The sequence below is a fragment of the Ruegeria sp. J8 genome (assembly GCF_056531925.1).
The window spans coordinates 357,250-382,957 of sequence record NZ_JBQFMR010000001.1 but is presented as its reverse complement, the minus strand read 5'-3'; the positions used below and the strand labels follow the sequence as shown (position 1 = coordinate 382,957).

At 59.0% G+C, this 25,708-nt stretch carries 30 protein-coding genes; 25 read left to right on the top strand and 5 right to left on the bottom strand.

The features are described 5' to 3' along the window. The 16 genes from ACR0L1_RS01745 to ACR0L1_RS01670 all read left to right on the top strand — a co-directional run bounded on the left by ACR0L1_RS01745 (position 1) and on the right by ACR0L1_RS01670 (position 14,909). Complete coding sequence (locus ACR0L1_RS01745) at positions 1-417, top strand: MAPEG family protein (protein WP_480503117.1); 417 nt, start codon at positions 1-3, stop codon at positions 415-417. Then, positions 417-800, top strand: a complete 384-nt coding sequence (locus tag ACR0L1_RS01740) for a hypothetical protein (RefSeq protein ID WP_480856838.1) — start codon at positions 417-419, stop codon at positions 798-800. Before ACR0L1_RS01745 ends, ACR0L1_RS01740 begins: the two co-directional genes overlap by 1 nt. 98 nt (positions 801-898) lie before the next feature. Further along, positions 899-1,303, top strand: a complete 405-nt coding sequence (locus ACR0L1_RS01735; protein ID WP_170769274.1) for a DUF5333 domain-containing protein — start codon at positions 899-901, stop codon at positions 1,301-1,303. Positions 1,304-1,306: 3 nt separating this feature from the next. Continuing rightward, entirely contained in the window at positions 1,307-3,328 is a 2,022-nt protein-coding gene (gene nuoG / locus ACR0L1_RS01730; RefSeq protein WP_480856836.1) for an NADH-quinone oxidoreductase subunit NuoG, read from the top strand. Further along, entirely contained in the window at positions 3,325-3,540 is a 216-nt protein-coding gene (locus ACR0L1_RS01725; RefSeq protein WP_480856834.1) for a hypothetical protein, read from the top strand. Before nuoG ends, ACR0L1_RS01725 begins: the two co-directional genes overlap by 4 nt. Next, positions 3,533-4,570 (top strand): NADH-quinone oxidoreductase subunit NuoH, encoded by a 1,038-nt coding sequence (nuoH, locus tag ACR0L1_RS01720; RefSeq protein ID WP_170788377.1) that lies wholly within the window; start codon positions 3,533-3,535, stop codon positions 4,568-4,570. The genes ACR0L1_RS01725 and nuoH overlap by 8 nt, the downstream gene beginning before the upstream one ends. Before the next feature lies 1 nt (position 4,571). Next, positions 4,572-5,066: an NADH-quinone oxidoreductase subunit NuoI gene (nuoI, locus tag ACR0L1_RS01715; RefSeq protein ID WP_170769278.1), complete on the top strand. Its 495-nt coding sequence runs from the start codon at positions 4,572-4,574 to the stop codon at positions 5,064-5,066. Further along, the gene (locus ACR0L1_RS01710; protein WP_170769279.1) at positions 5,063-5,473 is read left to right on the top strand and encodes a carboxymuconolactone decarboxylase family protein; all 411 of its coding nucleotides are present in this window, start codon (positions 5,063-5,065) and stop codon (positions 5,471-5,473) included. Before nuoI ends, ACR0L1_RS01710 begins: the two co-directional genes overlap by 4 nt. Next, positions 5,470-6,072, top strand: coding sequence for an NADH-quinone oxidoreductase subunit J (locus tag ACR0L1_RS01705; protein ID WP_480856831.1), 603 nt, complete (start codon positions 5,470-5,472; stop codon positions 6,070-6,072). Before ACR0L1_RS01710 ends, ACR0L1_RS01705 begins: the two co-directional genes overlap by 4 nt. A gap of 123 nt (positions 6,073-6,195) precedes the next feature. Next, positions 6,196-6,501 carry an NADH-quinone oxidoreductase subunit NuoK gene (gene nuoK / locus ACR0L1_RS01700; protein ID WP_005984024.1) on the top strand — a complete coding sequence of 102 codons (306 nt, stop codon included), beginning with the start codon at positions 6,196-6,198 and terminating at the stop codon, positions 6,499-6,501. Positions 6,502-6,508: 7 nt separating this feature from the next. After that, entirely contained in the window at positions 6,509-8,650 is a 2,142-nt protein-coding gene (gene nuoL / locus ACR0L1_RS01695; protein WP_480503114.1) for an NADH-quinone oxidoreductase subunit L, read from the top strand. Then, entirely contained in the window at positions 8,650-10,194 is a 1,545-nt protein-coding gene (locus tag ACR0L1_RS01690; RefSeq protein WP_480503113.1) for an NADH-quinone oxidoreductase subunit M, read from the top strand. Before nuoL ends, ACR0L1_RS01690 begins: the two co-directional genes overlap by 1 nt. A gap of 13 nt (positions 10,195-10,207) precedes the next feature. Further along, the gene (gene nuoN / locus ACR0L1_RS01685; protein ID WP_480503112.1) at positions 10,208-11,650 is read left to right on the top strand and encodes an NADH-quinone oxidoreductase subunit NuoN; all 1,443 of its coding nucleotides are present in this window, start codon (positions 10,208-10,210) and stop codon (positions 11,648-11,650) included. A gap of 54 nt (positions 11,651-11,704) precedes the next feature. Continuing rightward, positions 11,705-12,454, top strand: coding sequence for a biotin--[acetyl-CoA-carboxylase] ligase (locus ACR0L1_RS01680; RefSeq protein ID WP_170788382.1), 750 nt, complete (start codon positions 11,705-11,707; stop codon positions 12,452-12,454). Positions 12,455-12,465: 11 nt separating this feature from the next. Beyond that, positions 12,466-13,245 (top strand): type III pantothenate kinase, encoded by a 780-nt coding sequence (locus tag ACR0L1_RS01675; protein WP_170769285.1) that lies wholly within the window; start codon positions 12,466-12,468, stop codon positions 13,243-13,245. Continuing rightward, complete coding sequence (locus ACR0L1_RS01670; protein WP_480856828.1) at positions 13,242-14,909, top strand: ribonuclease J; 1,668 nt, start codon at positions 13,242-13,244, stop codon at positions 14,907-14,909. Before ACR0L1_RS01675 ends, ACR0L1_RS01670 begins: the two co-directional genes overlap by 4 nt. Before the next feature lie 8 nt (positions 14,910-14,917). Here the strand turns inward: ACR0L1_RS01670 and ACR0L1_RS01665 are convergent, their stop codons facing one another. Next, the gene (locus ACR0L1_RS01665; RefSeq protein WP_170788384.1) at positions 14,918-15,619 is read right to left on the bottom strand and encodes an NUDIX hydrolase; all 702 of its coding nucleotides are present in this window, start codon (positions 15,617-15,619) and stop codon (positions 14,918-14,920) included. A 28-nt stretch (positions 15,620-15,647) separates the two neighbouring features. Continuing rightward, entirely contained in the window at positions 15,648-16,043 is a 396-nt protein-coding gene (locus ACR0L1_RS01660; protein ID WP_170769288.1) for a DUF983 domain-containing protein, read from the bottom strand. 190 nt (positions 16,044-16,233) lie between these two features. Between ACR0L1_RS01660 and ACR0L1_RS01655 the strand changes: the two genes are divergently transcribed. Genes ACR0L1_RS01655 through ACR0L1_RS01640 form a run of 4 tightly spaced genes read left to right on the top strand, consistent with a single transcriptional unit; the run spans position 16,234 to position 18,132 of the window. Next, positions 16,234-16,701: an EF-hand domain-containing protein gene (locus ACR0L1_RS01655; protein WP_170784237.1), complete on the top strand. Its 468-nt coding sequence runs from the start codon at positions 16,234-16,236 to the stop codon at positions 16,699-16,701. 6 nt (positions 16,702-16,707) lie between these two features. After that, positions 16,708-17,322, top strand: coding sequence for an RNA polymerase sigma factor (locus ACR0L1_RS01650; RefSeq protein ID WP_170788386.1), 615 nt, complete (start codon positions 16,708-16,710; stop codon positions 17,320-17,322). Next, entirely contained in the window at positions 17,315-17,662 is a 348-nt protein-coding gene (locus tag ACR0L1_RS01645; protein ID WP_170788387.1) for a hypothetical protein, read from the top strand. Before ACR0L1_RS01650 ends, ACR0L1_RS01645 begins: the two co-directional genes overlap by 8 nt. After that, entirely contained in the window at positions 17,659-18,132 is a 474-nt protein-coding gene (locus ACR0L1_RS01640; RefSeq protein ID WP_480856825.1) for a periplasmic heavy metal sensor, read from the top strand. The genes ACR0L1_RS01645 and ACR0L1_RS01640 overlap by 4 nt, the downstream gene beginning before the upstream one ends. A gap of 4 nt (positions 18,133-18,136) precedes the next feature. On the opposite strand, the gene ACR0L1_RS01635 is transcribed toward ACR0L1_RS01640, so the two are convergent. Next, positions 18,137-19,522: a diguanylate cyclase gene (locus ACR0L1_RS01635; protein ID WP_480856823.1), complete on the bottom strand. Its 1,386-nt coding sequence runs from the start codon at positions 19,520-19,522 to the stop codon at positions 18,137-18,139. An 87-nt stretch (positions 19,523-19,609) separates the two neighbouring features. Between ACR0L1_RS01635 and ACR0L1_RS01630 the strand changes: the two genes are divergently transcribed. From ACR0L1_RS01630 to ACR0L1_RS01610, 5 genes are all read left to right on the top strand, one after another. Then, on the top strand, positions 19,610-19,894 hold the full coding sequence (locus tag ACR0L1_RS01630) for a DUF3572 domain-containing protein (protein WP_170784247.1): 285 nt from the start codon (positions 19,610-19,612) through the stop codon (positions 19,892-19,894). An 18-nt stretch (positions 19,895-19,912) separates the two neighbouring features. Beyond that, complete coding sequence (locus tag ACR0L1_RS01625; RefSeq protein WP_480856820.1) at positions 19,913-20,605, top strand: HAD family hydrolase; 693 nt, start codon at positions 19,913-19,915, stop codon at positions 20,603-20,605. Positions 20,606-20,728: 123 nt separating this feature from the next. After that, on the top strand, positions 20,729-22,288 hold the full coding sequence (locus ACR0L1_RS01620) for a trimethylamine methyltransferase family protein (RefSeq protein ID WP_480856819.1): 1,560 nt from the start codon (positions 20,729-20,731) through the stop codon (positions 22,286-22,288). A 122-nt stretch (positions 22,289-22,410) separates the two neighbouring features. After that, positions 22,411-22,998, top strand: a complete 588-nt coding sequence (locus ACR0L1_RS01615) for a heme NO-binding domain-containing protein (RefSeq protein ID WP_480856817.1) — start codon at positions 22,411-22,413, stop codon at positions 22,996-22,998. Continuing rightward, positions 22,995-23,996: a GGDEF domain-containing protein gene (locus ACR0L1_RS01610; protein WP_480856815.1), complete on the top strand. Its 1,002-nt coding sequence runs from the start codon at positions 22,995-22,997 to the stop codon at positions 23,994-23,996. The genes ACR0L1_RS01615 and ACR0L1_RS01610 overlap by 4 nt, the downstream gene beginning before the upstream one ends. Before the next feature lie 6 nt (positions 23,997-24,002). Here the strand turns inward: ACR0L1_RS01610 and ACR0L1_RS01605 are convergent, their stop codons facing one another. Together ACR0L1_RS01605 and ACR0L1_RS01600 are read right to left on the bottom strand one after the other, a co-directional pair. Then, a complete protein-coding gene (locus ACR0L1_RS01605) occupies positions 24,003-24,701 on the bottom strand; it encodes a CbiX/SirB N-terminal domain-containing protein (protein WP_480856813.1) in 699 nt (232 codons plus the stop codon). 71 nt (positions 24,702-24,772) lie between these two features. Then, on the bottom strand, positions 24,773-25,705 hold the full coding sequence (locus ACR0L1_RS01600) for an AEC family transporter (protein WP_170788393.1): 933 nt from the start codon (positions 25,703-25,705) through the stop codon (positions 24,773-24,775). Positions 25,706-25,708 lie beyond the last annotated feature (3 nt).

The window sequence follows — 25,708 nt, the reverse complement described above, 5'->3', positions numbered from 1 at the left end:
ATGGACGTCTTCGCAGAATACGACCACGCAATTGCCTCGGTAGTGGTTTTCACCCTGGTGGTGCTTTTCATGGCTCCGTTCACGGCACTGGCAAAGACGGCCAAGGGGCTGGCACCGGGGGCTACACCGTCGCAAGACTATGCAGATAAGGCCTATCGACTGAACCGAGCCTATTTGAACGGGACGGAAACCCTGCCTGCTTTTGCAGCGGTGGTTGTGGCAGCGGTTCTGATGGGGGTCAGCCCGCTCTGGGTGAACCTACTGGCGTCGATCGCACTGGTTGCGCGACTTGCGATGTTGGTCGTGCATATTCGTGGAATCGGAAAGCCAAACAGTGGGTTGCGTTCGGTTCTTTATGTGTTGGGGTGGGTCTGCATGTTCGTGACGGGCCTGATGGCACTGGTGGCGGCGTTCTGATGCAGCAGGTAGATTTTTCATCTGTAAGAAAACGCGCGCGCCCCCCCTTGGGTTTTGCGATCATCGCTTTGATGCTGGTGCCGGCCTGCGGCGTTATCACGCCGTCCTCACAGCGTGTGGCCTTTGACGGTCACTTCTTCAAAACCAAGGTCAAGCAGGTGGACAAAAAGGCCTCGCCTACGGATTTTACCGTCCTGGTAAACGACGTCTCGACCTCGCTGGATGGCGCGCGCGCGGCAGCACAGCATGAGGCTATCAAGTTCTGCATTGCCAATTTTGGCTCGTCCCGTATCGACTGGGCCGTGGGGCCGTTTACAGAGACGGAAAAACTGCGCATCAGCGATGACAAGATCACCTTTATCGGGCGGTGCCGTCGTCCATGACGCGATTTTCCGCATATCACGCAGGGTTGCGCGACGTGTTATTGCATAGCGCAGCGCACACCGGTCGTCTTGGGTTTCCCAAGACGAAAGGATCTGTGATGTCTGGAATGAAGATGCTGACCTTGGCCGCCGTGCTGACCCTGCCGGTCTCAGCGGATGCCAAACCGCCTTTGCGCGAGGTCAAAGAGATCGACGATCAGCTTTACTATATCGCGATCGCAAATGAGATTTCCGAGATTTGCCCCACCGTCAGTGGGCGACGGCTCAAGGCGATTGGCGTGTTGTGGGATCTTCGGTCGAAAGCGAACAAACTGGGGTACTCGGACAAGGAAATCCGGGCGTATATCGAATCCGATGCTGAAAAAGACCGGATGCGCGCCAAGGGCGAGGCGTATCTGGCGCAGCAGGGGGTGACGTATGACTCTCCTGAAACATTCTGCTCGTTGGGGCAGAAGGAAATCGAAAGAAACAGCGCCATTGGCGTTTATTTGAGGGCGAACTAGACCATGTCTGACCTCCGCAAGATCAATATCGACGGGCAGGAAATCGAAGTCGATGGTGCGATGACCCTGATTCAGGCGTGTGAAGAGGCCGGGGTCGAGGTGCCGCGTTTCTGCTACCACGAACGTCTGTCGATTGCCGGGAACTGCCGGATGTGTCTGGTTGAGGTTGTGGGCGGCCCGCCGAAACCCGCCGCGTCCTGCGCGATGCAGGTGCGCGACTTGCGGCCGGGGCCGGAAGGCCAGCCGCCGGTGGTCAAGACGAACTCTCCCATGGTCAAGAAGGCCCGCGAAGGGGTGATGGAGTTCCTGCTGATCAACCACCCTCTGGACTGCCCGATCTGTGATCAGGGCGGCGAGTGTGATCTGCAGGATCAAGCGATGGCCTATGGGTTGTCCGGCACGCGCTTCAAGGAAGCTAAGCGCGCGGTTGATGATCTGGATCTGGGGCCGTTGGTTGGAACGGCGATGACCCGTTGCATCAGCTGTACGCGTTGCGTGCGCTTCACGACCGAGGTCGCCGGGATTACTCAGATGGGCCAGACGGGGCGTGGCGAGGATGCCGAGATCACCTCGTACTTGAACCAGACGTTGGATTCGAACCTGCAGGGCAACGTTATCGACCTATGTCCGGTTGGGGCGCTGACCTCGAAGCCTTATGCCTTTACCGCGCGTCCGTGGGAGCTGACCAAGACCGAAAGCGTCGATGTCATGGATGCTCTGGGCTCGAACATTCGCGTAGACACCAAGGGACGCGAAGTGATGCGGTTCCTTCCGCGCAACCATGATGGCGTGAACGAGGAATGGATCAGCGACAAGACGCGGTTTGTCTGGGATGGGCTGCGTCGCCAGCGTCTTGACAAGCCTTACGTGCGCGAAAACGGCAAACTGCGCTCGGCCTCGTGGCCCGAGGCGCTGACCAAGGCCGCCGAGGCGCTTAAAGGCGCCGAGAAGCTGGCTGGGATCGTGGGTGATCTTGTTCCGGTTGAGGGCGCCTTTGCATTGAAACAGATGATCGAGGGGCAGGGCGGTGTTGTCGAATGCCGCACGGACGGGGCTAAGCTGCCGGCCGGCAACCGTGCGGCCTATGCTGGCACCGCTGCGATCGAGGATATCGACAGCGCCGAACGCATCCTGTTGATCGGCACCAACCCGCGCGACGAAGCTCCGGTTCTGAACGCCCGCATCCGCAAGGCGTGGGCGCATGGCGCTGAGGTTGCTCTGGTCGGGCCCGCCGTTGATCTGACCTATGAATATCACCATATGGGCGACGACCGCGCGGCGCTGCAAGCTGCGCTGGATATGGGCGGCGATGATGAGATCAAGGCCAAGCCGTCGCTGGTCATCGTCGGTCAAGGTGCTTTACAAGAGGCTGACGGGGCCGCTGTTCTGACCGCAGCGCAAACCATCGCTGCAAATACCGAAAGCGGCCTGATTGTTCTGCACACCGCTGCGTCTCGTGTAGGTGCGATGGATGTGGATGCCACCAACGACGGCGGCATGGATGCCGTCAGCGCGGCGGACGTGATCTATAACCTCGGCGCGGATGAGGTCGAAATCGGTGACGGTGCATTCGTCATCTATCAGGGCAGCCATGGCGACCGTGGCGCGCACCGCGCCGACGTGATCCTGCCGGGTGCGGCCTATACCGAAGAAAACGGGCTGTTCGTGAACACCGAAGGCCGCCCGCAACTGGCCATGCGTGCCGGGTTTGCGCCGGGCGAGGCCAAGGAAAACTGGGCAATCCTGCGGGCCTTGTCGGCCGAGTTGGGCGCGACACTGCCCTACGACTCGCTGGCGCAACTGCGCACTGCATTGATCGAGGCGGTCCCGCATCTGGCGCAGATCGACGAGGTCGTAGAGAACGAAGTTCAAGCGCTGGAATCGGGGAAATTGGGTGATGCCAGCTTCCGATATGCGATCAAGGATTTCTATCTGACTAACCCGATCGCACGTGCCTCGCAGCTAATGGCCGAGCTTTCGGCGCAGGCACAGGCCCGCAAATCCGAAAAGATTGCGGCGGAATGAACCAGACAGTTTTCATATCGCAGGCAGGGGCGAGTGCCGGGTGGCAGATCGCCGCGCCCGAATTGCGTGTGAAATTCAACAATAAGGGTGGCGCAATGCCGGCAGATGCTGTTTACACCAACGCGCCGACCCAGCCGCAAAATGCGCAGGCATCTGGCCTTCGTATCGCACGCGGAAAACGGAATACCCACGGTGTGAGGACCAATGGCTGAATTCTTTAACACCCCAGGCGGAATTGCCATCATCATTCTGGCGCAAGTGCTTGCAGTCGTTGCCTTTGTGATGATCTCGCTCTTGTTCCTCGTTTATGGCGACCGCAAGATCTGGGCCGCGGTCCAGATGCGTCGGGGCCCCAATGTGGTGGGCGTCTATGGCCTGCTGCAATCGGTGGCGGATGCGCTGAAATACGTGGTGAAAGAGGTTGTCATTCCGGCAGGTGCCGACCGCACGGTATTCATGCTGGCTCCGCTGACCTCCTTCGTGCTGGCGATGATCGCCTGGGCGGTGATCCCCTTCAACGATGGCTGGGTGTTGTCTGACCTGAACGTGGCGATCCTTTATGTCTTTGCCGTATCTTCGTTGGAAGTTTATGGCGTGATTATGGGCGGTTGGGCGTCGAACTCAAAGTACCCGTTCCTTGGATCACTGCGGTCTGCGGCGCAGATGATCTCGTACGAGGTCTCGCTGGGCCTGATCATTATAGGCGTGATCATCTCGACCGGGTCGATGAATTTTGGACACATCGTCGAGGCACAGGACGGTCGGTTCGGCTTCTTCAGCTGGTATTGGCTGCCGCATTTCCCGATGGTTTTCCTGTTCTTCATCTCGGCACTGGCCGAAACCAATCGTCCACCGTTTGACTTGCCCGAGGCGGAATCGGAACTGGTCGCAGGCTATCAGGTCGAATACTCGGCCACTCCTTTCCTGCTGTTCATGGCGGGCGAATACATCGCCATCTTCCTGATGTGCGCGCTGATCTCGCTGCTGTTCTTTGGCGGCTGGCTGTCGCCGATTCCGGGCTTGCCCGATGGCGTACTATGGATGGTCGCCAAGATGGCGTTCTTCTTCTTCCTCTTCGCGATGGTCAAGGCGATCACGCCCCGCTACCGCTATGACCAGCTGATGCGGTTGGGCTGGAAAGTGTTCCTGCCATTCTCGCTGGCATGGGTGGTCTTCGTGGCCTTCGCGGCGAAATTCGACTGGTTCTGGGGTGCATTTGCGCGTTGGAGCGTAGGAGGCTGATATGACCCAAATCGACTATACCCGCGCCGCCAAATACTTCCTTCTGCAGGACTTCTGGGTCGGCATGAAGCTGGGGTTGAAGTACTTCTTCGCCCCCAAGGCCACCGTGAACTACCCGCATGAAAAGGGCCCTCTTTCCCCGCGCTTTCGCGGTGAACACGCCCTGCGCCGCTATCCCAATGGCGAGGAGCGCTGCATTGCCTGTAAACTGTGCGAGGCGATCTGCCCGGCCCAAGCCATAACCATCGACGCCGAACCGCGCGAAGATGGCAGCCGCCGCACCACGCGTTACGATATCGACATGACCAAGTGTATCTATTGCGGCTTCTGCCAAGAGGCCTGCCCGGTCGATGCTATCGTCGAAGGTCCGAATTTCGAATTCGCCACGGAAACCCGCGAAGAGCTTTTCTATGACAAGGAAAAACTCCTGTCGAATGGCGAGCGCTGGGAGGCTGAAATCGCCCGTAATCTGGAAATGGACGCGCCGTACCGATGAACGACAAAAGCTCGAACCCGTTTGAACTGATGATGAAACAGGCGCAGGACATGGCGAAGGCGATGAATCCGGCGATGGAGAACTTTTCGCCCAAAGGGTTCGAAGCGCTTTGGCCGACGATGCCGAAAGAGGTCATGGAAATGATGTTCGGCAACACCGTCAACAAGGACGGGCTGGACGCCAAGACCCGCCTGTTGCTGACGTTGGCCGGGCTGACCATGCAGGGCGCGCAAGCGGATTCAGCGGTACGTCAGACCGTGCGCCACGCGTTGGAGGCCGGTGCCAAGAAACAAGAGATCGTCGAAACGATCGGGCAGATGTCGGTCTTTGCCGGCATCCCGGCCATGACCCGTGCGCTGGAACTGGCGCAAGAGGTTCTGGGCGACAACGAGGATAAGGATCAATGACCGTCTTTGCCTTCTATCTGTTTGCCATCAGCGCCATCACCGGCGGCCTGTTCACGGTGATCAGCCGCCAGCCCGTGCACTCAGTGTTGTGGCTGATCCTGTCCTTCCTGTCCTCGGCGGGTCTGTTCGTGCTGCTGGGTGCCGAGTTCGTGGCGATGCTGTTGATCATCGTCTATGTCGGTGCGGTCGCGGTTCTGTTCCTGTTCGTGGTGATGATGCTCGACGTGGACTTTGCCGAGCTTAAGGCCGAGATGGCGCGCTATATGCCGCTGGCCCTGCTGATCGGTCTGGTCATTCTGATGCAGTTCGTCATGGCCTTTGGGGCCTGGGACAGCGCGCAGGGTGTTGAGGGCAATCTGGCGCAACCGGTTCCGACCGACCGCCACAATACCGAGGCTCTGGGCGTCATCCTGTACGATCAATACTTCCTTCTGTTCCAACTGGCGGGCCTGATTCTGCTGGTGGCCATGATCGGTGCCATTGTTTTGACGCTGCGCCACCGTCAGGACATCAAGCGTCAGGACATCATCGGTCAGATGATGCGCGACCCGGCTAAGGCGATGGAGCTGAAGGACGTGAAACCGGGGCAGGGGTTGTGACATTGCCGCTGGTACTTCCAATGGAGTACCGGCTGCTAAAAATACTAGTTGCGGTGCCTGTTGTACTTGGTTGGATCGGGTATAGGGCCGCGAAAAACAGGAAACGAATGGGACCGAAAGAAAATGATCGGACTTGAACATTACCTGACTGTGGCGGCGACGCTGTTCGTCATCGGCATCTTCGGTCTCTTTCTGAACCGTAAGAACGTCATCATCCTGCTGATGAGCATCGAACTGATGCTGCTGGCGGTGAATATCAACCTCGTGGCGTTTTCCAGTTTCCTGGGCGATCTGGTCGGACAGGTGTTTACGCTGTTTGTCCTGACAGTTGCGGCCGCCGAGGCGGCGATTGGTCTGGCCATACTGGTCTGCTTCTTCCGCAACCGTGGCACCATCGCGGTTGAAGACGTCAATATGATGAAGGGCTAAGAGAACTATGGAAACCACCATCCTCTTTGCCCCGCTGGTGGGCGCATTGATCTGCGGCTTTGGCTGGCGGTTCATTGGTGAGAAAGCTGCCATGTGGACGGCCACGGGCCTGCTGTTTCTGGCCTGTCTGCTGTCGTGGATCGTGTTCTTTGCCTTCGACGGGGTGACGCAGCAGATCGAGATCATGCGCTGGATCGAGAGCGGATCGTTGTCGACAAGCTGGGCCATCCGTCTGGACCGTCTGACCGCGATCATGCTGATCGTGGTGACGACCGTCTCAGCGCTCGTGCACCTCTATTCCTTTGGTTATATGGATCACGACCCGCAGTGGCGTGAAGGCGAAAGCTATAAGCCGCGGTTCTTCGCCTATCTGTCCTTCTTCACCTTTGCGATGCTGATGCTGGTGACGGCGGACAATCTGGTGCAGATGTTCTTTGGCTGGGAGGGCGTGGGCGTCGCCTCGTACCTGCTGATCGGGTTCTATTACCGTAAGCCATCAGCCAATGCGGCGGCGATGAAAGCGTTTATTGTGAACCGCGTGGGCGACTTTGGCTTTGCGCTGGGGATTTTCGCGCTGTTCTTGCTGACCGACAGCATCAACTTCTCGGACATTTTCGCCTCGGCACCCGCCTTGGCCGAAGAAAAGCTGCACTTCCTGTGGGGCGAATGGACCGCTGTTGAGGTCATCTGCGTGCTGCTCTTTATCGGCGCGATGGGGAAATCGGCGCAGTTGATCTTGCACACATGGTTGCCCGACGCGATGGAAGGCCCGACGCCTGTGTCGGCCCTGATCCACGCCGCGACTATGGTGACGGCGGGTGTGTTCCTTGTCTGCCGCATGTCGCCGTTCATGGAGTTCGCACCGGGCGCGACCGGATTCATCACCGTGTTGGGTGCTACGACCGCCTTCTTCGCCGCGACCGTGGGACTGGTTCAGACCGACATCAAGCGTGTCATCGCCTATTCAACCTGTTCGCAGCTGGGTTACATGTTCGTGGCGGCAGGTGTTGGGATGTATTCGGCGGCGATGTTCCACCTGTTCACGCACGCCTTCTTCAAAGCGCTGCTGTTCCTTGGGGCAGGCTCGGTCATCCACGCGATGCACCACGAACAGGAAATGACCGAGTATGGCGGTCTGCGCAAAAAGATCCCCTATACCTTCTGGGCGATGATGATTGGCACGCTGGCCATCACAGGCGTTGGTATTCCGCTGACGACCTTCGGTTTCGCTGGCTTCCTGTCGAAAGACGCCATCATCGAGAGCGCCTATGCCGGTGGGTCTTCCTATGGCTTCTGGCTGCTGGTCGTAGCGGCGGCGTTTACGTCCTTCTACAGCTGGCGTCTGATCTTCCTGACCTTCTACGGCACGCCGCGCGGCGACAAGCATACGCACGACCATGCGCATGAAAGCCCGATGGTCATGCTGGTGCCGCTGGGCGTTCTCTCGCTGGGCGCGGTCTTTGCGGGCATGATTTGGTACGGCAATTTCTTCGGTCACGCGGACAAGGTGGGCAAGTTCTATGGCATCCCGGTGGCTGAGGCGTCGGAACATGCCGAGGCCGGTGATCACAGCAAAGCGGACGCGCATGGCGATGATAGCCACGCAGATGAAAGCCATGGTGATGACCACGCGGATGACGGTCATGGTGAAAAGGATGCTCATGGCGATCATCACTATGTTTTCGCAGGTGAGCCGGGCGAGGGCGCGCTGTACATGGCACCGGACAACCATGTGCTGGACGATGCGCATGCGGCGCCTAAGTGGGTCAAGGTTTCACCCTTTGTTGCGATGCTGCTGGGCTTTGCGATGGCCTATTGGTTCTACATCGTGAACCCATCGCTGCCGGGACGTCTGGCACAGAACCAGCGTCCGCTGTACCTGTTCCTGCTGAACAAATGGTACTTTGACGAGATCTACAACGTGATCTTCGTCAAACCCACCGTGGCGCTTGGCCGGTTCCTGTGGAAACGCGGTGATGGCAACACCATTGACGGCTTCTTGAACGGGATTGCCATGGGCGTTGTTCCCTTCTTCACCCGCCTCGCAGGCAAGGCGCAGACGGGCTACATCTTTACTTATGCCTTCTGGATGGTCTTGGGGATAGCAGCCCTTGTCACCTGGATGTCGATCGGCGGAGGCGCACACTAATGGATAATATCCTCTCGATCGTTACTTTCATCCCCGCAGTGGCAGCGGCCATTCTGGCCCTGTTCCTGCACGGAGATGACGACGCCGCGCAGCGCAACGCGAAATGGGTCGCGCTGGTGGCGACCACGGTGACGTTCCTTGTCTCGATTGGCATCTATACGGGCTTCGATCCATCCAACATCGGCTTTCAGATGGTGGAAGAGGGTGAGTGGCTGCTGGGCCTGAAATACAAGATGGGCGTGGACGGCATCAGCGTGCTGTTCGTGCTGCTGACCACCTTCATCATGCCGCTGACCATACTGGCCAGCTGGAACGTGACCGAGCGGGTCAAGGAATACATGATCGCCTTCCTGCTGCTGGAAACGCTGATGCTGGGCGTGTTCATGGCGCTGGATCTGGTGCTGTTCTACCTGTTCTTCGAGGCCGGTCTGATCCCGATGTTCCTGATCATCGGCATTTGGGGCGGCGCGAACCGCATCTATGCCAGCTTCAAGTTCTTCCTCTACACATTCCTCGGCTCGGTGCTGATGCTGGTGGCGATGGTGGCGATGTATGCGGATGCGGGCACGACGGATATTGAGGCGCTGATGAGCCATCACTTCTCATCCGAGAGCTTCAGAGTGATGGGCATTTATGTGGTCGGCGGGATGCAGACGCTGATGTTCCTGGCGTTCTTTGCCTCATTTGCCGTGAAAATGCCGATGTGGCCGGTTCATACCTGGCTGCCGGACGCGCACGTTCAGGCGCCGACGGCGGGTTCGGTCGTGCTGGCGGCGATCCTGCTGAAGATGGGCGGCTATGGCTTCCTGCGGTTCAGCCTGCCAATGTTCCCTGTGGGCTCGGCGGTGATGACCGATCTGGTGCTGTGGATGTCGGCCATCGCCGTTGTCTACACCTCGCTGGTGGCGCTGGTGCAGGAGGATATGAAAAAGCTGATCGCCTATTCCTCGGTCGCGCATATGGGTTTTGTGACCATGGGGATTTTTGCGGCGAATCAGCAGGGGATTGATGGCGCGATCTTCCAGATGCTGAGCCACGGGTTCATCTCGGCGGCGCTGTTCCTGTGTGTCGGCGTGATCTATGACCGGATGCACACCCGCGACATTGACGCATATGGCGGCTTGGTGATCCGGATGCCCGCTTATGCGCTGGTCTTCATGCTGTTCACCATGGCGAATGTCGGCCTGCCGGGCACGTCCGGGTTTATCGGCGAATTCCTGACCCTGATGGGGGCCTTCCAGGTTAACACATGGGTAACGGCGGTGGCTGCAACTGGCGTGATCTTCTCTGCCGGGTATGCGCTGTGGCTGTACCGTCGCGTGGTCTTTGGCGATCTGATCAAGGAAAGCCTCAAGGCCATGACTGACATGAGCTCGCGCGAGCGGCTGATCTTTGCACCGCTGATCATCATGACGATCCTGCTGGGCGTCTACCCATCGCTGGTGACCGATGTGATCGGCGACTCGACCGCCGCGCTGATTTCGAACTATGACACGGCTCTGGCCGCGGCTGAGGCCGTGATCCAGACAGCCGCTTCGCATTAAGGGAGCTTCGGAGATGATCCAAGCTGATCTGACAATCATCCTGCCAGAGATCGTTCTGGCCGTATATGCGATGGCGGCGCTGATCGGGGCTGTCTACACCACAAAAGACGGGCTGGCCCCGGTTCTGGTCTGGGCGACCTCGGGCCTGATGGCGCTGCTGGCGATTTGGATCGCCACCAATGGCGACGGCGCCAACGTGGCCTTCAATGGCATGTTCGTCGATGACGGTTTCTCGCGCTTTGCCAAGGTTGCGATCCTGCTATCTGCGGCAGCCGTTCTGTTGATGAGCCAGGATTACATGTCGCGTCGCGGGCTGTTGCGGTTCGAATACCCCTTGCTGGTGGCACTTGCCGCCGTGGGTATGATGATGATGGTCAGCGCGGGCGATCTGATGTCTCTCTATATGGGGTTGGAACTGCAATCGCTGGCACTCTACGTCGTGGCCGCCCTGCGCCGTGACAGTGCGAAATCCACCGAGGCTGGTCTGAAGTATTTCGTTCTGGGCGCGCTCAGCTCGGGCTTGCTGCTGTATGGTGCGTCACTGGTTTACGGATTCACGGGCACCACGCTGTTCTCGGGCATCGTCCAGACGGTACATCACGGCGACGTCTCGGTCGGGTTGCTGTTTGGCCTGATCTTCCTGATTTCGGGTCTGGCGTTCAAAGTATCCGCCGTACCGTTCCACATGTGGACGCCGGACGTGTACGAAGGCTCACCCACGCCGATCACCGCTTTCTTTGCCACTGCGCCCAAAGTGGCCGCGATGGCATTGTTTGCGCGATTGCTGCATGACGCGTTCGGCGGAGTGATCAAGGATTGGCAGCAGGTGATCGTTCTGCTCTCGGTCCTGTCGATGCTGTTGGGGGCCGTGGCTGCGATTGGTCAGCGCGACATCAAGCGACTGATGGCGTTTTCGTCGATTGCCCATATGGGCTATGCGCTGATCGGTCTGGCGGCGGGTACTGAAATGGGCGTCAAGGCGATGCTGATGTATCTGGCGATCTACGTGACCATGAATATCGGCACCTTTGCCTTCATCCTGATGATGGAGCGCGACGGCAAACCCGTCACCGATATTGATGCGCTGCGGCAATATTCTAAACGTGATCCTGGTAAGGCGCTGGCGGTTCTGATCCTGATGTTCAGCCTTGCGGGCGTCCCGCCGATGCTGGGCTTCTTCGCCAAGTTCGGCGTTTGGCAGGCCGGTGTCAGCGCGGGCCTGACCGGTCTGGTGATCGTGTCGGCCATCGCCTCGGTCATTGGTGCGTTCTACTACCTGCGGATCGTGTTTTACATGTATTTTGGCGAGGAGAACGAGGACCCGATCGAGACGCATTCCACGCCCGTTCTGTGGGTTGCGTTGATGGGGTCGGCTGCTCTGATGTTGGTAGGTATATTCTATCAGTTCGGTGTTGAGGGCGCAGCGGCAGCTGCGGCAGCGACGCTTGTTAACTGATCTCCAGCTCACTCAATCCAGGAGGGCTCGGTCGCTGGACCGGGCCTTTTTGCGATGACGCAGTGGCCGCAAGGATATGGGTTGCACGTGCTGCAAACGGTCGACAGCACGTTGAACGAAGCTGCGCGTATCGCCCCAACGGCGGCAGGGCCGGTCTGGATCATGGCCTATAATCAAACCTCGGCGCGCGGGCGGCGGGGCAGGGCATGGGCCAATCCTGTCGGAAACCTCGCAGCTACTTTGTTGATGCGTCCGCAGGGTGAGCCGGAACAGGCCGCATTGCGCAGCTTCGTCGCAGCGCTTGCACTGTACGATGCTTGTGTCGCTGTGACGGGGCGGTCTGACGGATTGTCGCTGAAATGGCCCAATGACGTGCTGCTGAACGGTGGCAAGCTGGCTGGCATCCTTCTTGAAAGCACGGGTATGGGGCGCGAGCTGGGCCATTTGGCGATTGGCATAGGGGTCAACCTGTCGCAAGCCCCGCAGCCTGACGCGCTTGAGGAAGGAGCGGTACGCCCGGTTTCGCTTTTGTCCGAGACTGGGGCCGACGTCATGCCCGAGGATTTTCTGACCGAGCTGGCCGCCAACTATGCGCGCTACGAAAGCCAGTTCGTGACCTACGGGTTCGAACCGATCCGCACGGCATGGTTGGACCGGGCCGCGCGACTGGGGGAAGTGATCACGGCGCGGACCACAACGTCGGAAACGGTGGGCACGTTTGAAACGGTGGACGGGAATGGCAACCTTGTCCTAAACACCGCCAAAGGCCGCGCGGCCATACCTGCCGCGGATGTTTATTTCTAAAGGGGGCTGAAATGCTTCTTGCAATCGACTGCGGCAACACAAACACAGTGTTCTCGATCTGGGACGGCGCGCAATTTCTGTGCACCTTGCGCACCTCGACCCATCATTCCCGTACGGCGGATGCCTATTTCACATGGTATTCTACTCTGGTGAAACATTACGGGATCGAGGCGGATATCACTGATGTTGTGATCGCGTCGACCGTGCCACGCGTGGTGTTCAATCTACGCATCTTTGCAGACCGTTTCTTTGGCTGCCGTCCGCTGGTTGTGGGCAAGCCGGAATGCCTGTTGCCAGTCGCCCCACGCATCGACGAAGGCACCATTCCCGGACCGGACAGGCTGGCCAATGCGGTTGGAGCGTTTGATCGTCATGGTGGCGATGTGGTTGTGGTTGATTTCGGAACCGCCACGAATTTCGATGTTGTTGCATCGGACGGGGCTTACGTGGGCGGCATTATTGCACCGGGTGTGAACCTCAGCCTTGAAGCGCTGCACCAAGGCGCGGCGGCGTTGCCGCATATCGACATCACGCGCCCCGAAAAAGTGATTGGGACAAATACGGTTGGCTGTATCCAATCGGGCGTGTATTGGGGCTATTCCGGTTTGATCGAGGGGCTGATTGCCCGGATCAAGGCGGAATATGGAATGCCGATGAAAGTCGTTGGAACCGGGGGGCTTGCACCTCTGTTCGATCAGGCGGATGTGGGCTTTGACGTGATCGAGGATGATCTGACGATGCACGGTCTGACCGTGATCCATCGCTATAACAAGGAAAATGGCTCAACATGAGCAGTGAACGACTGATCTATCTGCCGCTGGGCGGTGCAGGCGAAATCGGCATGAACGCCTATGTCTATGGCTATGGCAAGCCGGGGCAGGAACGTCTGATCCTCGTCGATCTTGGGGTGACGTTCCCGGATATGGACACCACGCCGGGCGTCGATCTGATCCACGCGGATATCTCGTGGCTGCAGGAACGCGCTGATCGTCTTGACGCCATCTTCGTCACACACGCCCACGAAGACCACGTGGGGGCCGTAGCGCATTGCTTTGAGGCATTTGGCGCGCCGGTCTATGCCCGTGCCTTTACCGCCAATATCGCGCGCCGCAAGATGGATGAACATGGCCATCCCGAGGACGCCGTTCAAACCGTGTCGCCATGGCCCGAGCAGGTTCAGGTGGGGCCGTTCTCGGTCGGTTTCCTGCCGGTCTCGCATTCGATCCCGGAAAGTGCAGCCTTGGTCATCGACACGCCTGCGGGCCGGGTCGTGCATTCGGGTGACTTCAAGCTGGACACCAACCCCGTGGTCGGTGAGCCTTTTGACGCCGATTTGTGGGCCGAGATTGCCAAACCGGGCGTCAAGGCTCTGGTTTGTGACAGCACCAATGTGTTCTCGCCCCATGACGGGCGATCGGAATCCGAGGTCGGCCCCGAGATCACCAAACTGGTCGAAAGCGCCGAAGGGATGGTTGTCGCGACCACTTTCGCGTCCAACGTGGCACGGGTGAAAACCCTGGCCGAGGCGGGGCAGCGGGCCGGACGCTCGGTCGTGTTGCTGGGCCGCGCGATGCGCCGCATGATCGAAGCCGCGACCGAAACCGGCATCCTGTCGGATTTCCCCAAGGTTATCAGCGCGGAAGAGGCGGTGGATGTACCGCGTCAAAACCTGATGCTGATCGTGACCGGCAGCCAAGGTGAGCGCCGCGCCGCCAGTGCGCAACTGGCACGAGGCAAGTATCGCGGTCTGGAGTTGAAAGAGGGCGATCTGTTCCTGTTTTCGTCGAAAACCATTCCGGGCAATGAGCGGGGCGTGATCTTCATCATTAACCAGCTTAGTGAAAAAGGGGTGGATGTGGTCGACGACAGCTCGGGGCTGTATCACGTGTCGGGCCATGCCAACCGCCCTGATCTTGAGAGGGTACATGCTCTGATCGACCCTCAGATCGTGATCCCGATGCATGGTGAACATCGCCATCTGCGCGAGCACGCCAAGCTGGCCGAGGCTGGGGGACGCGCAGGAATTCTGGCCGTGAATGGCACGATGCTGGATCTGACTGGCAACGCACCGAAAGTGGTGGACTATGTCGAGACGGGCCGGACTTATCTGGACGGCACTGTCAAGGTTGGTGCGCTGGACGGCGTTGTGCGGGATCGTATCCGCATGGCTCTGAACGGTCATGTGACCGTCACGGTCATTCTGGACGAAGAGGATGAACCACTGGGTGAGCCGTGGTGCGATACGATGGGCCTGCCCGAGATTGGGTCCTCGCGCGCCGCATTGGTCGAGGTTTTGGAAGAGGATCTGAACCAATTCCTGATGCGCGCCGACGCTAAAACGCTGCGCGACGACGACAAGCTGGAAGAGGCCATGCGCCGGATCGTTCGCCAGACCGCCAAGGCCGAGATCGGTAAAAAGCCCGAGGTCACGACGGTGATCAGCCGAATGAAATAGGCGCGACCTCAGTCCGTCAGAGGCATCGGATAGCCTTTGAGTTTCAGAAATAAGCTCTCCTCTTCCTGATTCAGCAGGAAGGGGACCGATGTCGGTGGTGTGGGGTCTGATACGCGCGCTGCAATCTCGGCCAGCACGACCTCGGTGATAAAGGGCAGGTCAAACTCGCGTGCGCGATCCAGAGGCACCCATTGCAGGTGAGACAGCTCATCCGAGGCGCGCGAGAAGTCGTCCAGGTCGCCCTGAACCGCCGAAGCATCAACAAGGAAAAACCGCGCATCGAACCGCCGGGGTCTTCCCGGAGGTGTCACCGCGCGAAATACGAATTGCAGCGCTTGGGCCGTGGGGCGAAAACCTAGCTGGGCAAACTCGGCCCAATCCTCCGGCGGTTGTCCGGGCCATGCGCCGGGTTGCCCCAGAACCAGGCCGGTCTCTTCCCACAACTCGCGGATTGCGGCGGCGGCAAGCGCATTTTGCAGACCCGCCTCCGCCCGCTCGGACAGGCGGTCATGGCACAACTCAGACAGGGCCGTGGCCAATTCGACATTGGCGTCTTCGGCGTCAACCGCGCCGCCCGGAAAGACAAACTTGTTGGGCATGAACGCGGCTTTCGCGCCCCGTTGCCCCATCAGGATCGACGGGTCTGACAAACGGTCACGTAGAACAATGACCGTTGCCGCGTTGCGGATGGCGGTCTTGTCCTGTGTCATGTGCGGATGAATCCGGTCGGAAATCGCATTACGCGTTCTCGAACCCGTGCATGCGACGTGCCCATTGATAGGCCACAACAGCCCCTTTCAGGCGTGGCAGCAAGAACAGCGACAACGCCGTACAACCGATCGCAAAAATCAGGAACATGGTCAGTGGTTCAGGCCGGAACTCGACATAAGTCACGTGCAGCGCAGGGGCCAGTAGGTGGCCGACCAGCAGGATCGTCAGATAGGCAGGGCCATCGTCGGCGCGGTGATGAAACAGCTCTTGCCCGCAATTCGAGCAGCTATCATTGACCTTGAGATAGCCGCTCAGCAGCTTGCCCTCACCACATTTCGGGCAGCGGCCGCGAAAGCCTTTCAGCAGTGCTGGCTTGGTGGCGCGATCCGCATCGGGCTGGGTGTCTATTGTTTGATCTGTCATTGCGAGACTCACGGGTTTCAATGGGCGGATATTGCGCATCTTTTGTGCAACTTAAAAGGGGGGTGCGTCGCTTTGCGCCCTGAAAGGTGACGGAAAAAAATTTCAATTTTTGCGACGGAACCCCGGTGAATCTGCGTTTGAACCTATGTAGGCAGCGACAAAAGCGCTGTGCAAACAAAGGGAAACCGACATGAAAAGCGCAAAAATCATACCTGCGATTATCCTTGGGGCCGTTGCGATCACGGCGACCTCCGCTCTGGCCGCAGGGCCACGCAATCACGAACCTGTGACGTTTCAGGAACTGGATGCCAATGGCGACGGGCAGGTGACGAAGGATGAAATGCAGGCCCACCGCGCCAAGCGCTTTACGGATGCAGATGCCAATGGCGACGGGCAATTGACCGTCGAAGAGATGCAGGCGGCGGGGCAGCAGAAGGTGAACGACCGTGTCGCCAAAATGTTCGAAAAGCACGATGCCAATCAGGACGGATTTCTGAGCGAGGATGAGTTGCCCAAACCGCGCCGGGCTGACAAGATGTTTGATCGTATCGACGCTGATAGCAACGGTTCGATCTCGGAACAGGAATTTGCCGATGCAAAGGACAGGATGGGCAAGCGTCACAAGAAACGCGCCAAATCGGATACCGACGATAGCTGATTTGGAATGCGGGACTTGAGGCCCTCAGGTCAGATCGTCCGCGGCGCTGACAGTGCCGCGGATGCGCCAGCGGATGACGTACTGCTGGCCATGTTCGCCGCAGGTGATGCGGCGGCTGCGCGTGTGCTGACCGACAGGCTGGGCCCGCGAAGCTATTCGGTGGCGCTGCGGATGCTGGGCAACCGGGCCGAGGCCGAGGATATGACCCAGGAGGCGATGATGCGGCTGTGGAAGGTCGCGCCGGACTGGGTGGCGGGGCATGCCAAGGTCTCGACCTGGCTGTACCGTGTGACGATGAACCTGTGTCTGGACCGGCTGCGCAAACAGACGCCCGACCGTTTGTCGGATGTGCCAGAGCCTGAGGACGAATGTGCCAGCGCAGCGCAGAAGATGCAGGACGATGCCCGCCGGGACGCGTTGCAGGCGGCCTTGTCGAAACTTCCGGACCGGCAGCGACAGGCCGTGATACTGCGCCATATCGAGGAATTGCCCAACCCCGAGATTGCCGGGATCATGGAGCTTTCGGTCGAAGCGGTGGAAAGTCTGACGGCGCGGGGCAAGCGGGCTCTGACAGCGATATTGGCGGGGCGACGGGACGAATTGGGGTATGACGATGACTGAAGATGACACGAGATTGGATCAGCTTTTTGCACAGGCTCGTCAGGATCGGCCGGCGCTGCCTGACGATTTGGCCGTTCGCATCCTGACCGATGCCGAAGCGGTGCGGCTGGACCTTGCCAAACCCAAGCGGTCTGCACCCCGATCCGTTTTTCGCCGCATGGTCGAAGGGATCGGTGGCTGGCAGGGCCTGAGCGGTCTGGCCGCCGCCAGTGTCGCCGGCCTGTGGATCGGGTTTGCTGCGCCGGATTTCCTGCCTGACGCGGCCACTTACCTCTACGGATCGGAGGCCACATTTGCACTTGCCGATCTGGACACATCATTCCTGGAGGACGCCGAATGAGCGACAATCCCAAGCCCAAACGCCGTTGGATGCCAATCTTGTTGGCGGTTTCCCTTGCCGTGAACTTGCTTATTGTAGGCGTAGCAGTCGGAACGGTTCTACGGGTCAAAGGCAGTGACCATGCAAAGGCGCCACCCGGTTTTGGCTCGGCTCTTTATCGCGCGTTGCCGAAAGAGGACCGCAAGGCGCTACGCGGGGATTTATCGAAACAGCACCGCAAAGGCTCAAAGCTGCGGGCCGAGGATTTCGCCATGCTCAGCGCAGCCCTGCGCGCCGATCCGTTCGACCCCGAATCCATTCGGGCGATACTGGCTAATCAGAGCGCGTCGCTGGTGTCGTTGCAGATGTCCTTGCAGAATGAATGGCTGACGCGCGTCTCTGCAATGAGCGAAGAGGAACGTATGGACTATGCCGCGCGTTTGGATGAGGTCGTACGCCGCGGCCCTCATAAACGGGGCAAAAAGGACTGATCTGTCAGGCAGCGCATTGCCGAAAACTGACCTGATTGCGGCCCGCGCGCTTCGCGGCATAGAGCGCGGTGTCGGCTGATTGAATCAACGTCTCGACCGGAGCACCACTTGAGCGGGCCGGTTGCGCCGAAATCACGCCGATGCTGATCGTTACCGGTACTGGCGCGAAGGTGCCCGGCAGCTTGAAGGGTGTTTTGCAGATACAATCGCACAACGTGCGCGCCAGTTTCAGCGCATTGTCCTGAGTGGTATCGGGTACGCCAATCATGAATTCCTCTCCTCCGATCCGGGCCACGAACCCAGCTGCGCCGATGGCGCGCTGCATCCGGGTTGCGGTTTCGGTCAAGACACGGTCACCACACACATGGCCAAAGCGGTCATTGATGGATTTGAAATGATCCAGATCCGCCAACATTACCGCAAAGCCACGCTGGGTTTGGTTGGACTGAGTGACGATGCGGTCGATTGCGTGCATTGCATAACGCCTGTTGTGCAACCCAGTCAGCGGATCAATCCAGGATTCCGCAATCCCGCGGCGCAGCGATGCACGCATCTGGTCCAAGCGGGTCTTGCGCGCGATCAGGTTCTCCAAACGCAGCACGGTTTCGTTGGCACAGAACCCGTTCATGCAGACTGCATCTCCCCCCCGATCCAGAATTTCTGCTGCAATACCGGGGTCATTTTGCGTCAGAATGCCTATAACCGCCGTGTGGCGGGTGGCGCCGCGCGATTTAAGATCGTTCAAAACGGACAGACCAGACCGGTCGGCTCCGATCTCGATCAGGATGGCGTCGGGGGTGGGGCCGGATAACAGACACTGCAAGTTGGAGGACGTATGGGCCGTCAACCTGTGCTTCAACCGGTTAGCCAAAGCGTTTCGCCACTTCGCACCAATGCTTGATGTTTGGGTCAGCAGGGCAACATGGCCGGATTTCGGCGGAGTGATCAGCGCGGGTGCGGGTTCGGCAAATCCGATGGGCTGCGAGCCACCCAGACGCAGGTCCTGCGATTCGGCTCGGACGCGCATCAGGCTGCGGACCCGCGCCAAAAGCAGCGTGTCTTTGAAAGGATGCGCCAGAACATCATCCAGCCCGTCCGACAAAGCCTGAAGACGCGCGGCCTTGTCGTTTTGCGGTGCGATTGCGACAACCGGCACATCCGCCAGTTCGGGGTCGGCCATCACCAGCTTTTTTACATCGGCTGCGGTGCCATCTGGCAAGGTTTGTGCGGTCAGCACAAGGTCGGGCCGAGCCCGCCGCAACAGCCCGGCCAGCCCTTGAACCTTTTCGCCCTGCACAACGTGATACCACGCTGCCGTAAGCTGAACTTTCAGCATGATCCGATTGGTCGAGGTCCCGTCAAGGACAAGGATGGTACCGTGAACGGACATATCTGCCACCGTTGATTGCATGTATGACCAAAGTGTTTATGAGTCTGGTTAACAAACCCTTTCCAAGAGCAGATTCAGGGACTCTTTATGTCGATAACCGCGCAATCCGCTGAAACGCTGGCGTTGAATGTGCTTGGCTGGCTGGTCGGAAATGACGAGCTCTTGCCGGTGTTTCTGGGCTCCACAGGCGCATCCGAAGGTGATCTGCGCGAAAGGGCGTCCGAACCCGAGTTTCTGGGCTCGGTGCTGGAGTTTCTGATGTTGGACGATTCGTGGGTTGTGGCGTTTTGCGATGCCAATTCCGTGCCTTACGATCTGCCTGCGCAAGCCAAGGCCGCGCTTTCCGGCGGCGCTGACATTCACTGGACCTGACCCTCACAGGAGAACACCATGCCAATCGACGCTATTCTGTTCGACAAGGACGGCACTCTGTTCGATTTTGCCGATACCTGGGGTGCCTTCGGACGCAATATGCTGTTGCATCTGACGGAGGGGGATCACGCCCGCGCTGCCACGCTGGGCAAGGTGATCGGCTTTGATCTTGAGACGCTGACTTATTCACCTGACAGCATCGTAATTGCGGGAACGGTGGAAGAAGTGGCCGAGGTTCTGGCGCCGCATTTTCCTGATCTGCCTAAGGCAGGGCTGGTCGACGTTCTGAACACCGAATCCGCAAATGCACCACAAGCCCCCGCAGTGCCACTTGCGCCGTTCCTAGATGGGCTGCGGCGGTCTGGTCTGAGGCTGGGCGTGGCGACGAATGATAGCGAGATGCCCGCGCTCGAGCATCTGAGCTCGGCCGGGATACGGGATCACTTTGACTTTGTGGCTGGCTATGACAGTGGGCACGGGTTCAAACCGGGTCCGGGTCAGCTTTTGGCCTTTGCTAAACATGTGGGCGTCACCCCGGATCGCGTTGCGATGGTGGGGGACAGCCTGCATGACCTTCAGGCCGGACGCGCGGCAGGGATGACAACGATCGGTGTTCTGACCGGTATGGCCGAGGCCGAAGCGCTTACGCCTATGGCGGATGTGGTCTTGCCGGATATCGGGCACATCCCCGGCTGGCTGGCGGATCGCTGACCGAATCCGGCTCGATTTCGGCGGATCAGGTTCTAAATCCGACATAGCCTGTCGCAGACAGAGCGGCCAGTCTTCCCTGTTCGGGGCTTGCTTGAGGCAACGCGAACACAAGGGGACGGTCCGATGGCAGATACGACAAAGCGCAGACGCCGCAGTGGAGGGCGCGCGGGGGCTGCTGAACGCCGAGGCTCGGCCGTAATCGACCAGATGCCGTGGAACCCTCCGGTCAATACGGATGCACCGACCGAGCCGCTTGGTCCTGAGGGGATTGAAGCGATCCACGAGGGGGCGATGTGCATTCTCGAAGAGATCGGTATTGAATTCTACAACGAGGAAGCCATCGGCATACTGCGTCAGGCAGGCTGCACCATTGACGGCGACAATGTCCGCATGGGGCGCGATTTTGTGATGGAGATGGTGGGCAAGGCTCCGTCATCCTTTACCATCACGCCGCGTAATCCGGCACGCCAGATTGAAATCGGTGGGCGCAATCTGCTGTTCGGCAATGTCTCGTCCCCGCCCAACTATTGGGATATGGAGATCGGCACGAAAGTGCCCGGCAATCACGAAATGTGTCGGAACCTTTTGAAACTGACGCAATATTTCAACTGCATTCACTTTGCGGGCGGTTATCCGGTGGAACCGGTCGACATCCACGCCAGCGTGCGCCATCTGGATGTGCTCTATGACAAGCTGACCCTGACCGACAAGGCGATGCACGCCTATTCACTGGGCAAGGAACGGGTCGAGGACGTGATGGAGATGGTGAGGATCGCAGGCGGTCTAAGCCATGAGGAATTCGAGGCGACGCCCCGGATGTATACCAACATCAACTCGACCTCGCCGTTGAAACATGACCACCCGATGATTGACGGCTGCCTACGTCTGGCACGGCGGGGGCAGGCGATTGTGGTGACGCCCTTTACGCTGGCTGGCGCGATGGCCCCGGTTACAATGGCGGGCGCGGTCGCGCAATCTCTGGCCGAGGCGCTCTGCGCGATTGCGCTGTTCCAATATGTCCGGCCCGGCATTCCCTGCGTGATCGGAACCTTTACCTCGAACGTGGATATGAAATCTGGCGCGCCGGCGTTCGGAACACCGGAATATATGCGCTCGACCCAGATGACCGGCCAGATGGCACGGTTTTACGGCCTGCCCTTGCGGTCCTCGGGCGTGTGTGCGGCAAACGTGCCAGATGGGCAATCGGTTTGGGAAACGTCGAACTCACTGTGGGCGGCGGTGCAGTCAGGGACCAATATAGTCTACCACGCCGCAGGTTGGCTTGAGGGAGGGCTGATCGCCAGCCCGGAAAAGTTCATTATGGATTGCGAAGTTTTGCAGCAAATCCAAAGGTATATGCAGCCCGAGATCACGGCGACCGGGCCGGATGAGATTGCGTTGGATGCGATCCGTGCGGTCGGCAATGACGGGCATTTCTTTGGCATCCAGCACACGCAGGACCGTTACACTACGGCATTCTACCAACCTTTCCTCAGCGACTGGAAGAATTTCGAAGGGTGGAACGTAGCGGGTGGTATCTGGACTGCAGAACGCGCCCATCACATATTCAAAGAGATCATCACCAGCTTTGAACCCCCACCGATGGACGAAGGTATCCGACAGGAACTGGCGGAATTCGTTGAACGCCGAAAGGCCGAGGGCGGAGCACCGACCGATTTCTAGCAGTTTAGAAAGAGATTCCAGTTTGATACTCGATTGGATTGTCCATATCCGAAGCTGCGTTTTGGCGATTTGTTAAGGATTCGTCGGTCAGACTACGTGTGAAACCAAGCTGGGGCTTTGACATGCATGGTCTGATCAATCGAGCGGTCCAATCCTTCGTTTGCGCGACATACGGGCAATCCTGCTGGCTGCACGTGACCGAAGTCGCAGAACTTGGCTTTTCCGAGTTTGAGGCGATGTTGGTCTATGACGATGACGTCAGCGCGCGCATGCTGGAGATATTGTGCGCTAAACTCGATCGCCCGCGCGCCGAACTGCTAGAGGATTTGGGGACCTACCTAGTCTCTCACCCCAACATGGAAGGTCTACGACGCCTACTGCGGTTTGGCGGAGTAACGTATGTCGAATTTCTGCATTCACTTGATGACCTTTCTGATCGGGTTCGCCTTGCGGTCTCGGACCTGCGTTTGCCCGAACTGGAACTACGCGAGATGTCGCCAACCGAGTTCCAGCTTCTGTGTCATCCGGGTTTGCCCGGATATTCCAGCGTGATGGTGGGCGTGCTCCGCGCAGTTGCGGATGACTATGGCGCATTGGCCATTCTTACCCATGAGGGGCAAAGGGGGGACGCCGAAGTCATTTCGATCATCCTGGTTGAAAGCGCCTTTGCTCAAGGCCGACAGTTTGAGTTGGGGGCGCGAAAAGCATGATGAGCAATGTCGAATTGGCCGGGTTGCTGGACACGCTTTGCCCGATGTTCGTTCTCGTCGATCGAGACGGACGCATTCAGCGTGTGGGGCCGACCGTTCAAAAACTTCGGCCGGATACACCGATGCGTGGGCAGGCTTTCCTGGACGTTTTCGAACTGGTTCGACCCCGAAAGGTGACAACCTTGTCGGCCTTGCTTTCTCTGGCCGGGGCAAAACTGCACCTCAAGCTGCATGACAGGCCCCGCACGGCCCTTAAAGGCTTGGTCGCGCCCTTGCCGAACGATATGGGGGCGGTCGTGAACCTGTCCTTCGGAATTTCGATCCTGGATGCGGTACGGGATTATGCGCTGACCAGTGCCGATTTTTCCGGCACAGATCTTGCGATTGAACTGCTCTATCTGGTCGAAGCCAAATCCGCCGCGATGGAGGCGTCCCGTTCACTAAACCTGCGCCTGCAGGGCGCGATGCTTGCGGCCGAGGAGCAGGCCTATACCGATATGTTGACCGGCCTCAAGAACCGCCGTGCGATGGATGTGGTGTTGGGGCATCTGGTCTCGGGCGTTGGACCATTTGCGCTAATGCATCTGGATCTGGACTATTTCAAATCAGTCAATGACCGGTTTGGCCATGCCGCTGGGGATTATGTTCTGAAACAGGCCGCGCGCATCATGATGGAAGAGACGCGTGCAGATGACACCGTCGCGCGCGTCGGAGGGGATGAATTCGTAATCATGTTCAAAGGCTTGGTCGATGAGGCTGTACTGTCCGCGATCGCGATCCGACTGATCGAGCGGTTGCAACATCCCATAAGTTTTGAAGGGTCAACCTGCTGCATATCGGCCAGTATCGGAACCGCGCTTTCCACGCAATTTCACTCCCCCAAACCTGCCGAGATTTTGAACGCCGCCGATCAGGCCTTGTATGAGGCCAAGCGAAAAGGCAGGTCGCGTCACTGCCTGTTCTCATCACTGGCGCACAAGGCGATGCCTCCGCAATAGCAGGCGTCAGGTAGAAAGAAACGCCTTGCTGAGGGTCGCGGCGATATGGCGTTGAATGCCGGGAAGCTCTCCGACGACGGGTAGGGTGTCGCCCTGAAAGGCAGCCTTTTCCAATTCTTGCGGGATGTCCTCTAGAACGTGTCCGCCAGTGCAGGCAAAAAACGGCAAACAAATTGCTCGCTCGCCCGCTTTTGATGCGGCGTCAGATATGGAAGGGGGCTCTTCGACAAAACCGACGCGAAGAGATTTGAACGGTAAAGTTTGACCCAAAGCCTCGGCGAAGTGCAAAGCCACGGCAGAGGGGTTGCGGCTGCGGCCGGACCCGTGGGCGGCGAGAACAAAATCGGTCTCTGTGGCCTGCCACTGACGCTGCGCAAGAGCCTCGGTCAGAGCCTGTGCCACAAGGTTGGGCATTTCGGGGTCTACTCCCAGCGGGTCCAGAATACGAAGGGGGCGTTCGTCCAACCGCTTGGGCAACGCGCTGGTCACGAACCACCCCTTGGCCATGAAGAGCGGAAAGAGAACGGTATCGTCCGGTAGCTTTTGCAGGCAGGATTCGAATTGTCCCGGTGCGGCCAGCGTGGCGGAAACCACCGTGATATCCGGGCACAGCGCATCGACGCTACGGGCATAGTCTGCCAATGCGGCCTCGGCCGGTTCCGGGTCAGAGGGTTGGCCATGGGCGACGATGACGGCATGCGGCATAAGTACGATCCTTGTTGCGTGACCGGATAGGTGTGTTTGTGCACCCCAAAGTCAACCGGAAACCAAATGCTCTATCCCAGCAGAGCAAGCCACAGCCATACCGTCAGGATCGACGAAGCAGTACCGATCAGCACCGATGAGGCCGCGACCCGTCGCGCGCGCCCATACATATTGGCAAAGATATAGGCGTTGAACCCCGGTGCCATGGCCGCGTTCAGCACGCCCGAGCGGAACAGATCCTGCGGCAGCCCGACGCTTGATCCGAATAGCCAGACCAGACTTGGATGCAGCAGCAGCGACACACCGCAAACATAGGCGATGGTGCGCAGATCGCCCTCGGGCCGATATTTGACAAGAACGCCGCCCAAGGCAAACAAGGCTCCGGGCAAGGCGGCGCGGGTGATCAGGCCAAGGGCGTCATCGACCACTCCGGGCACGCCAACCCCGGACAGGTTGATTATGAATCCCGATGCAATCCCCAGGATCAGCGCATTTCGGAACATCGCTGACAAGACCGAACGGAACATATGCGTGCCACCGTTGCCGCGACTGCGAATGACCTCCATCACTGTGATGCCGATGCCATAGCAAAACGGCGCATGGAAGGCGATGATAGCATAGTTCCCGGCCAGGTTTTCAGGGCCATAAGCGCGCTCGGTAATCGGCAGGCCCAGCAGGACCGAGTTCGAGAACAGGCAGCAGAAGCCGATCGCGACGCAATCCTCCCACTCGCGCCGGAAGATCAGGCGCGCGCCGAACAGGCCGGCGCAGAAACATAGGCCCGCAGCGGTGTAGAAACTGAACAGCAGGCGCGGGTCGAAACTGGCGCTGAGGTCCAGATTGGCGATGGCCAGAAACAGCAAGCAGGGAATGGCGAAGCCCTGGGTGAACTTCATCAGCCCGTCGATATGGACCTCTTTGAAATACCCCAACCGGGTCGAGGCATATCCCGCGCCGATCACCAGAAATACTGGCAGGATAACGTCGATCAGGCTTTGCAGCATGGT

Coding starts and splice junctions, on each gene's coding strand:
- ACR0L1_RS01745 (WP_480503117.1), top strand. CDS start 1: ATGGACGTCTTCGCAGAATACGACCACGCAATTGCCTCGGTAGTGGTT.
- ACR0L1_RS01740 (WP_480856838.1), top strand. CDS start 417: ATGCAGCAGGTAGATTTTTCATCTGTAAGAAAACGCGCGCGCCCCCCC.
- ACR0L1_RS01735 (WP_170769274.1), top strand. CDS start 899: ATGTCTGGAATGAAGATGCTGACCTTGGCCGCCGTGCTGACCCTGCCG.
- nuoG (WP_480856836.1), top strand. CDS start 1,307: ATGTCTGACCTCCGCAAGATCAATATCGACGGGCAGGAAATCGAAGTC.
- ACR0L1_RS01725 (WP_480856834.1), top strand. CDS start 3,325: ATGAACCAGACAGTTTTCATATCGCAGGCAGGGGCGAGTGCCGGGTGG.
- nuoH (WP_170788377.1), top strand. CDS start 3,533: ATGGCTGAATTCTTTAACACCCCAGGCGGAATTGCCATCATCATTCTG.
- nuoI (WP_170769278.1), top strand. CDS start 4,572: ATGACCCAAATCGACTATACCCGCGCCGCCAAATACTTCCTTCTGCAG.
- ACR0L1_RS01710 (WP_170769279.1), top strand. CDS start 5,063: ATGAACGACAAAAGCTCGAACCCGTTTGAACTGATGATGAAACAGGCG.
- ACR0L1_RS01705 (WP_480856831.1), top strand. CDS start 5,470: ATGACCGTCTTTGCCTTCTATCTGTTTGCCATCAGCGCCATCACCGGC.
- nuoK (WP_005984024.1), top strand. CDS start 6,196: ATGATCGGACTTGAACATTACCTGACTGTGGCGGCGACGCTGTTCGTC.
- nuoL (WP_480503114.1), top strand. CDS start 6,509: ATGGAAACCACCATCCTCTTTGCCCCGCTGGTGGGCGCATTGATCTGC.
- ACR0L1_RS01690 (WP_480503113.1), top strand. CDS start 8,650: ATGGATAATATCCTCTCGATCGTTACTTTCATCCCCGCAGTGGCAGCG.
- nuoN (WP_480503112.1), top strand. CDS start 10,208: ATGATCCAAGCTGATCTGACAATCATCCTGCCAGAGATCGTTCTGGCC.
- ACR0L1_RS01680 (WP_170788382.1), top strand. CDS start 11,705: ATGACGCAGTGGCCGCAAGGATATGGGTTGCACGTGCTGCAAACGGTC.
- ACR0L1_RS01675 (WP_170769285.1), top strand. CDS start 12,466: ATGCTTCTTGCAATCGACTGCGGCAACACAAACACAGTGTTCTCGATC.
- ACR0L1_RS01670 (WP_480856828.1), top strand. CDS start 13,242: ATGAGCAGTGAACGACTGATCTATCTGCCGCTGGGCGGTGCAGGCGAA.
- ACR0L1_RS01665 (WP_170788384.1), bottom strand. CDS start 15,619: ATGACACAGGACAAGACCGCCATCCGCAACGCGGCAACGGTCATTGTT.
- ACR0L1_RS01660 (WP_170769288.1), bottom strand. CDS start 16,043: ATGACAGATCAAACAATAGACACCCAGCCCGATGCGGATCGCGCCACC.
- ACR0L1_RS01655 (WP_170784237.1), top strand. CDS start 16,234: ATGAAAAGCGCAAAAATCATACCTGCGATTATCCTTGGGGCCGTTGCG.
- ACR0L1_RS01650 (WP_170788386.1), top strand. CDS start 16,708: ATGCGGGACTTGAGGCCCTCAGGTCAGATCGTCCGCGGCGCTGACAGT.
- ACR0L1_RS01645 (WP_170788387.1), top strand. CDS start 17,315: ATGACTGAAGATGACACGAGATTGGATCAGCTTTTTGCACAGGCTCGT.
- ACR0L1_RS01640 (WP_480856825.1), top strand. CDS start 17,659: ATGAGCGACAATCCCAAGCCCAAACGCCGTTGGATGCCAATCTTGTTG.
- ACR0L1_RS01635 (WP_480856823.1), bottom strand. CDS start 19,522: ATGTCCGTTCACGGTACCATCCTTGTCCTTGACGGGACCTCGACCAAT.
- ACR0L1_RS01630 (WP_170784247.1), top strand. CDS start 19,610: ATGTCGATAACCGCGCAATCCGCTGAAACGCTGGCGTTGAATGTGCTT.
- ACR0L1_RS01625 (WP_480856820.1), top strand. CDS start 19,913: ATGCCAATCGACGCTATTCTGTTCGACAAGGACGGCACTCTGTTCGAT.
- ACR0L1_RS01620 (WP_480856819.1), top strand. CDS start 20,729: ATGGCAGATACGACAAAGCGCAGACGCCGCAGTGGAGGGCGCGCGGGG.
- ACR0L1_RS01615 (WP_480856817.1), top strand. CDS start 22,411: ATGCATGGTCTGATCAATCGAGCGGTCCAATCCTTCGTTTGCGCGACA.
- ACR0L1_RS01610 (WP_480856815.1), top strand. CDS start 22,995: ATGATGAGCAATGTCGAATTGGCCGGGTTGCTGGACACGCTTTGCCCG.
- ACR0L1_RS01605 (WP_480856813.1), bottom strand. CDS start 24,701: ATGCCGCATGCCGTCATCGTCGCCCATGGCCAACCCTCTGACCCGGAA.
- ACR0L1_RS01600 (WP_170788393.1), bottom strand. CDS start 25,705: ATGCTGCAAAGCCTGATCGACGTTATCCTGCCAGTATTTCTGGTGATC.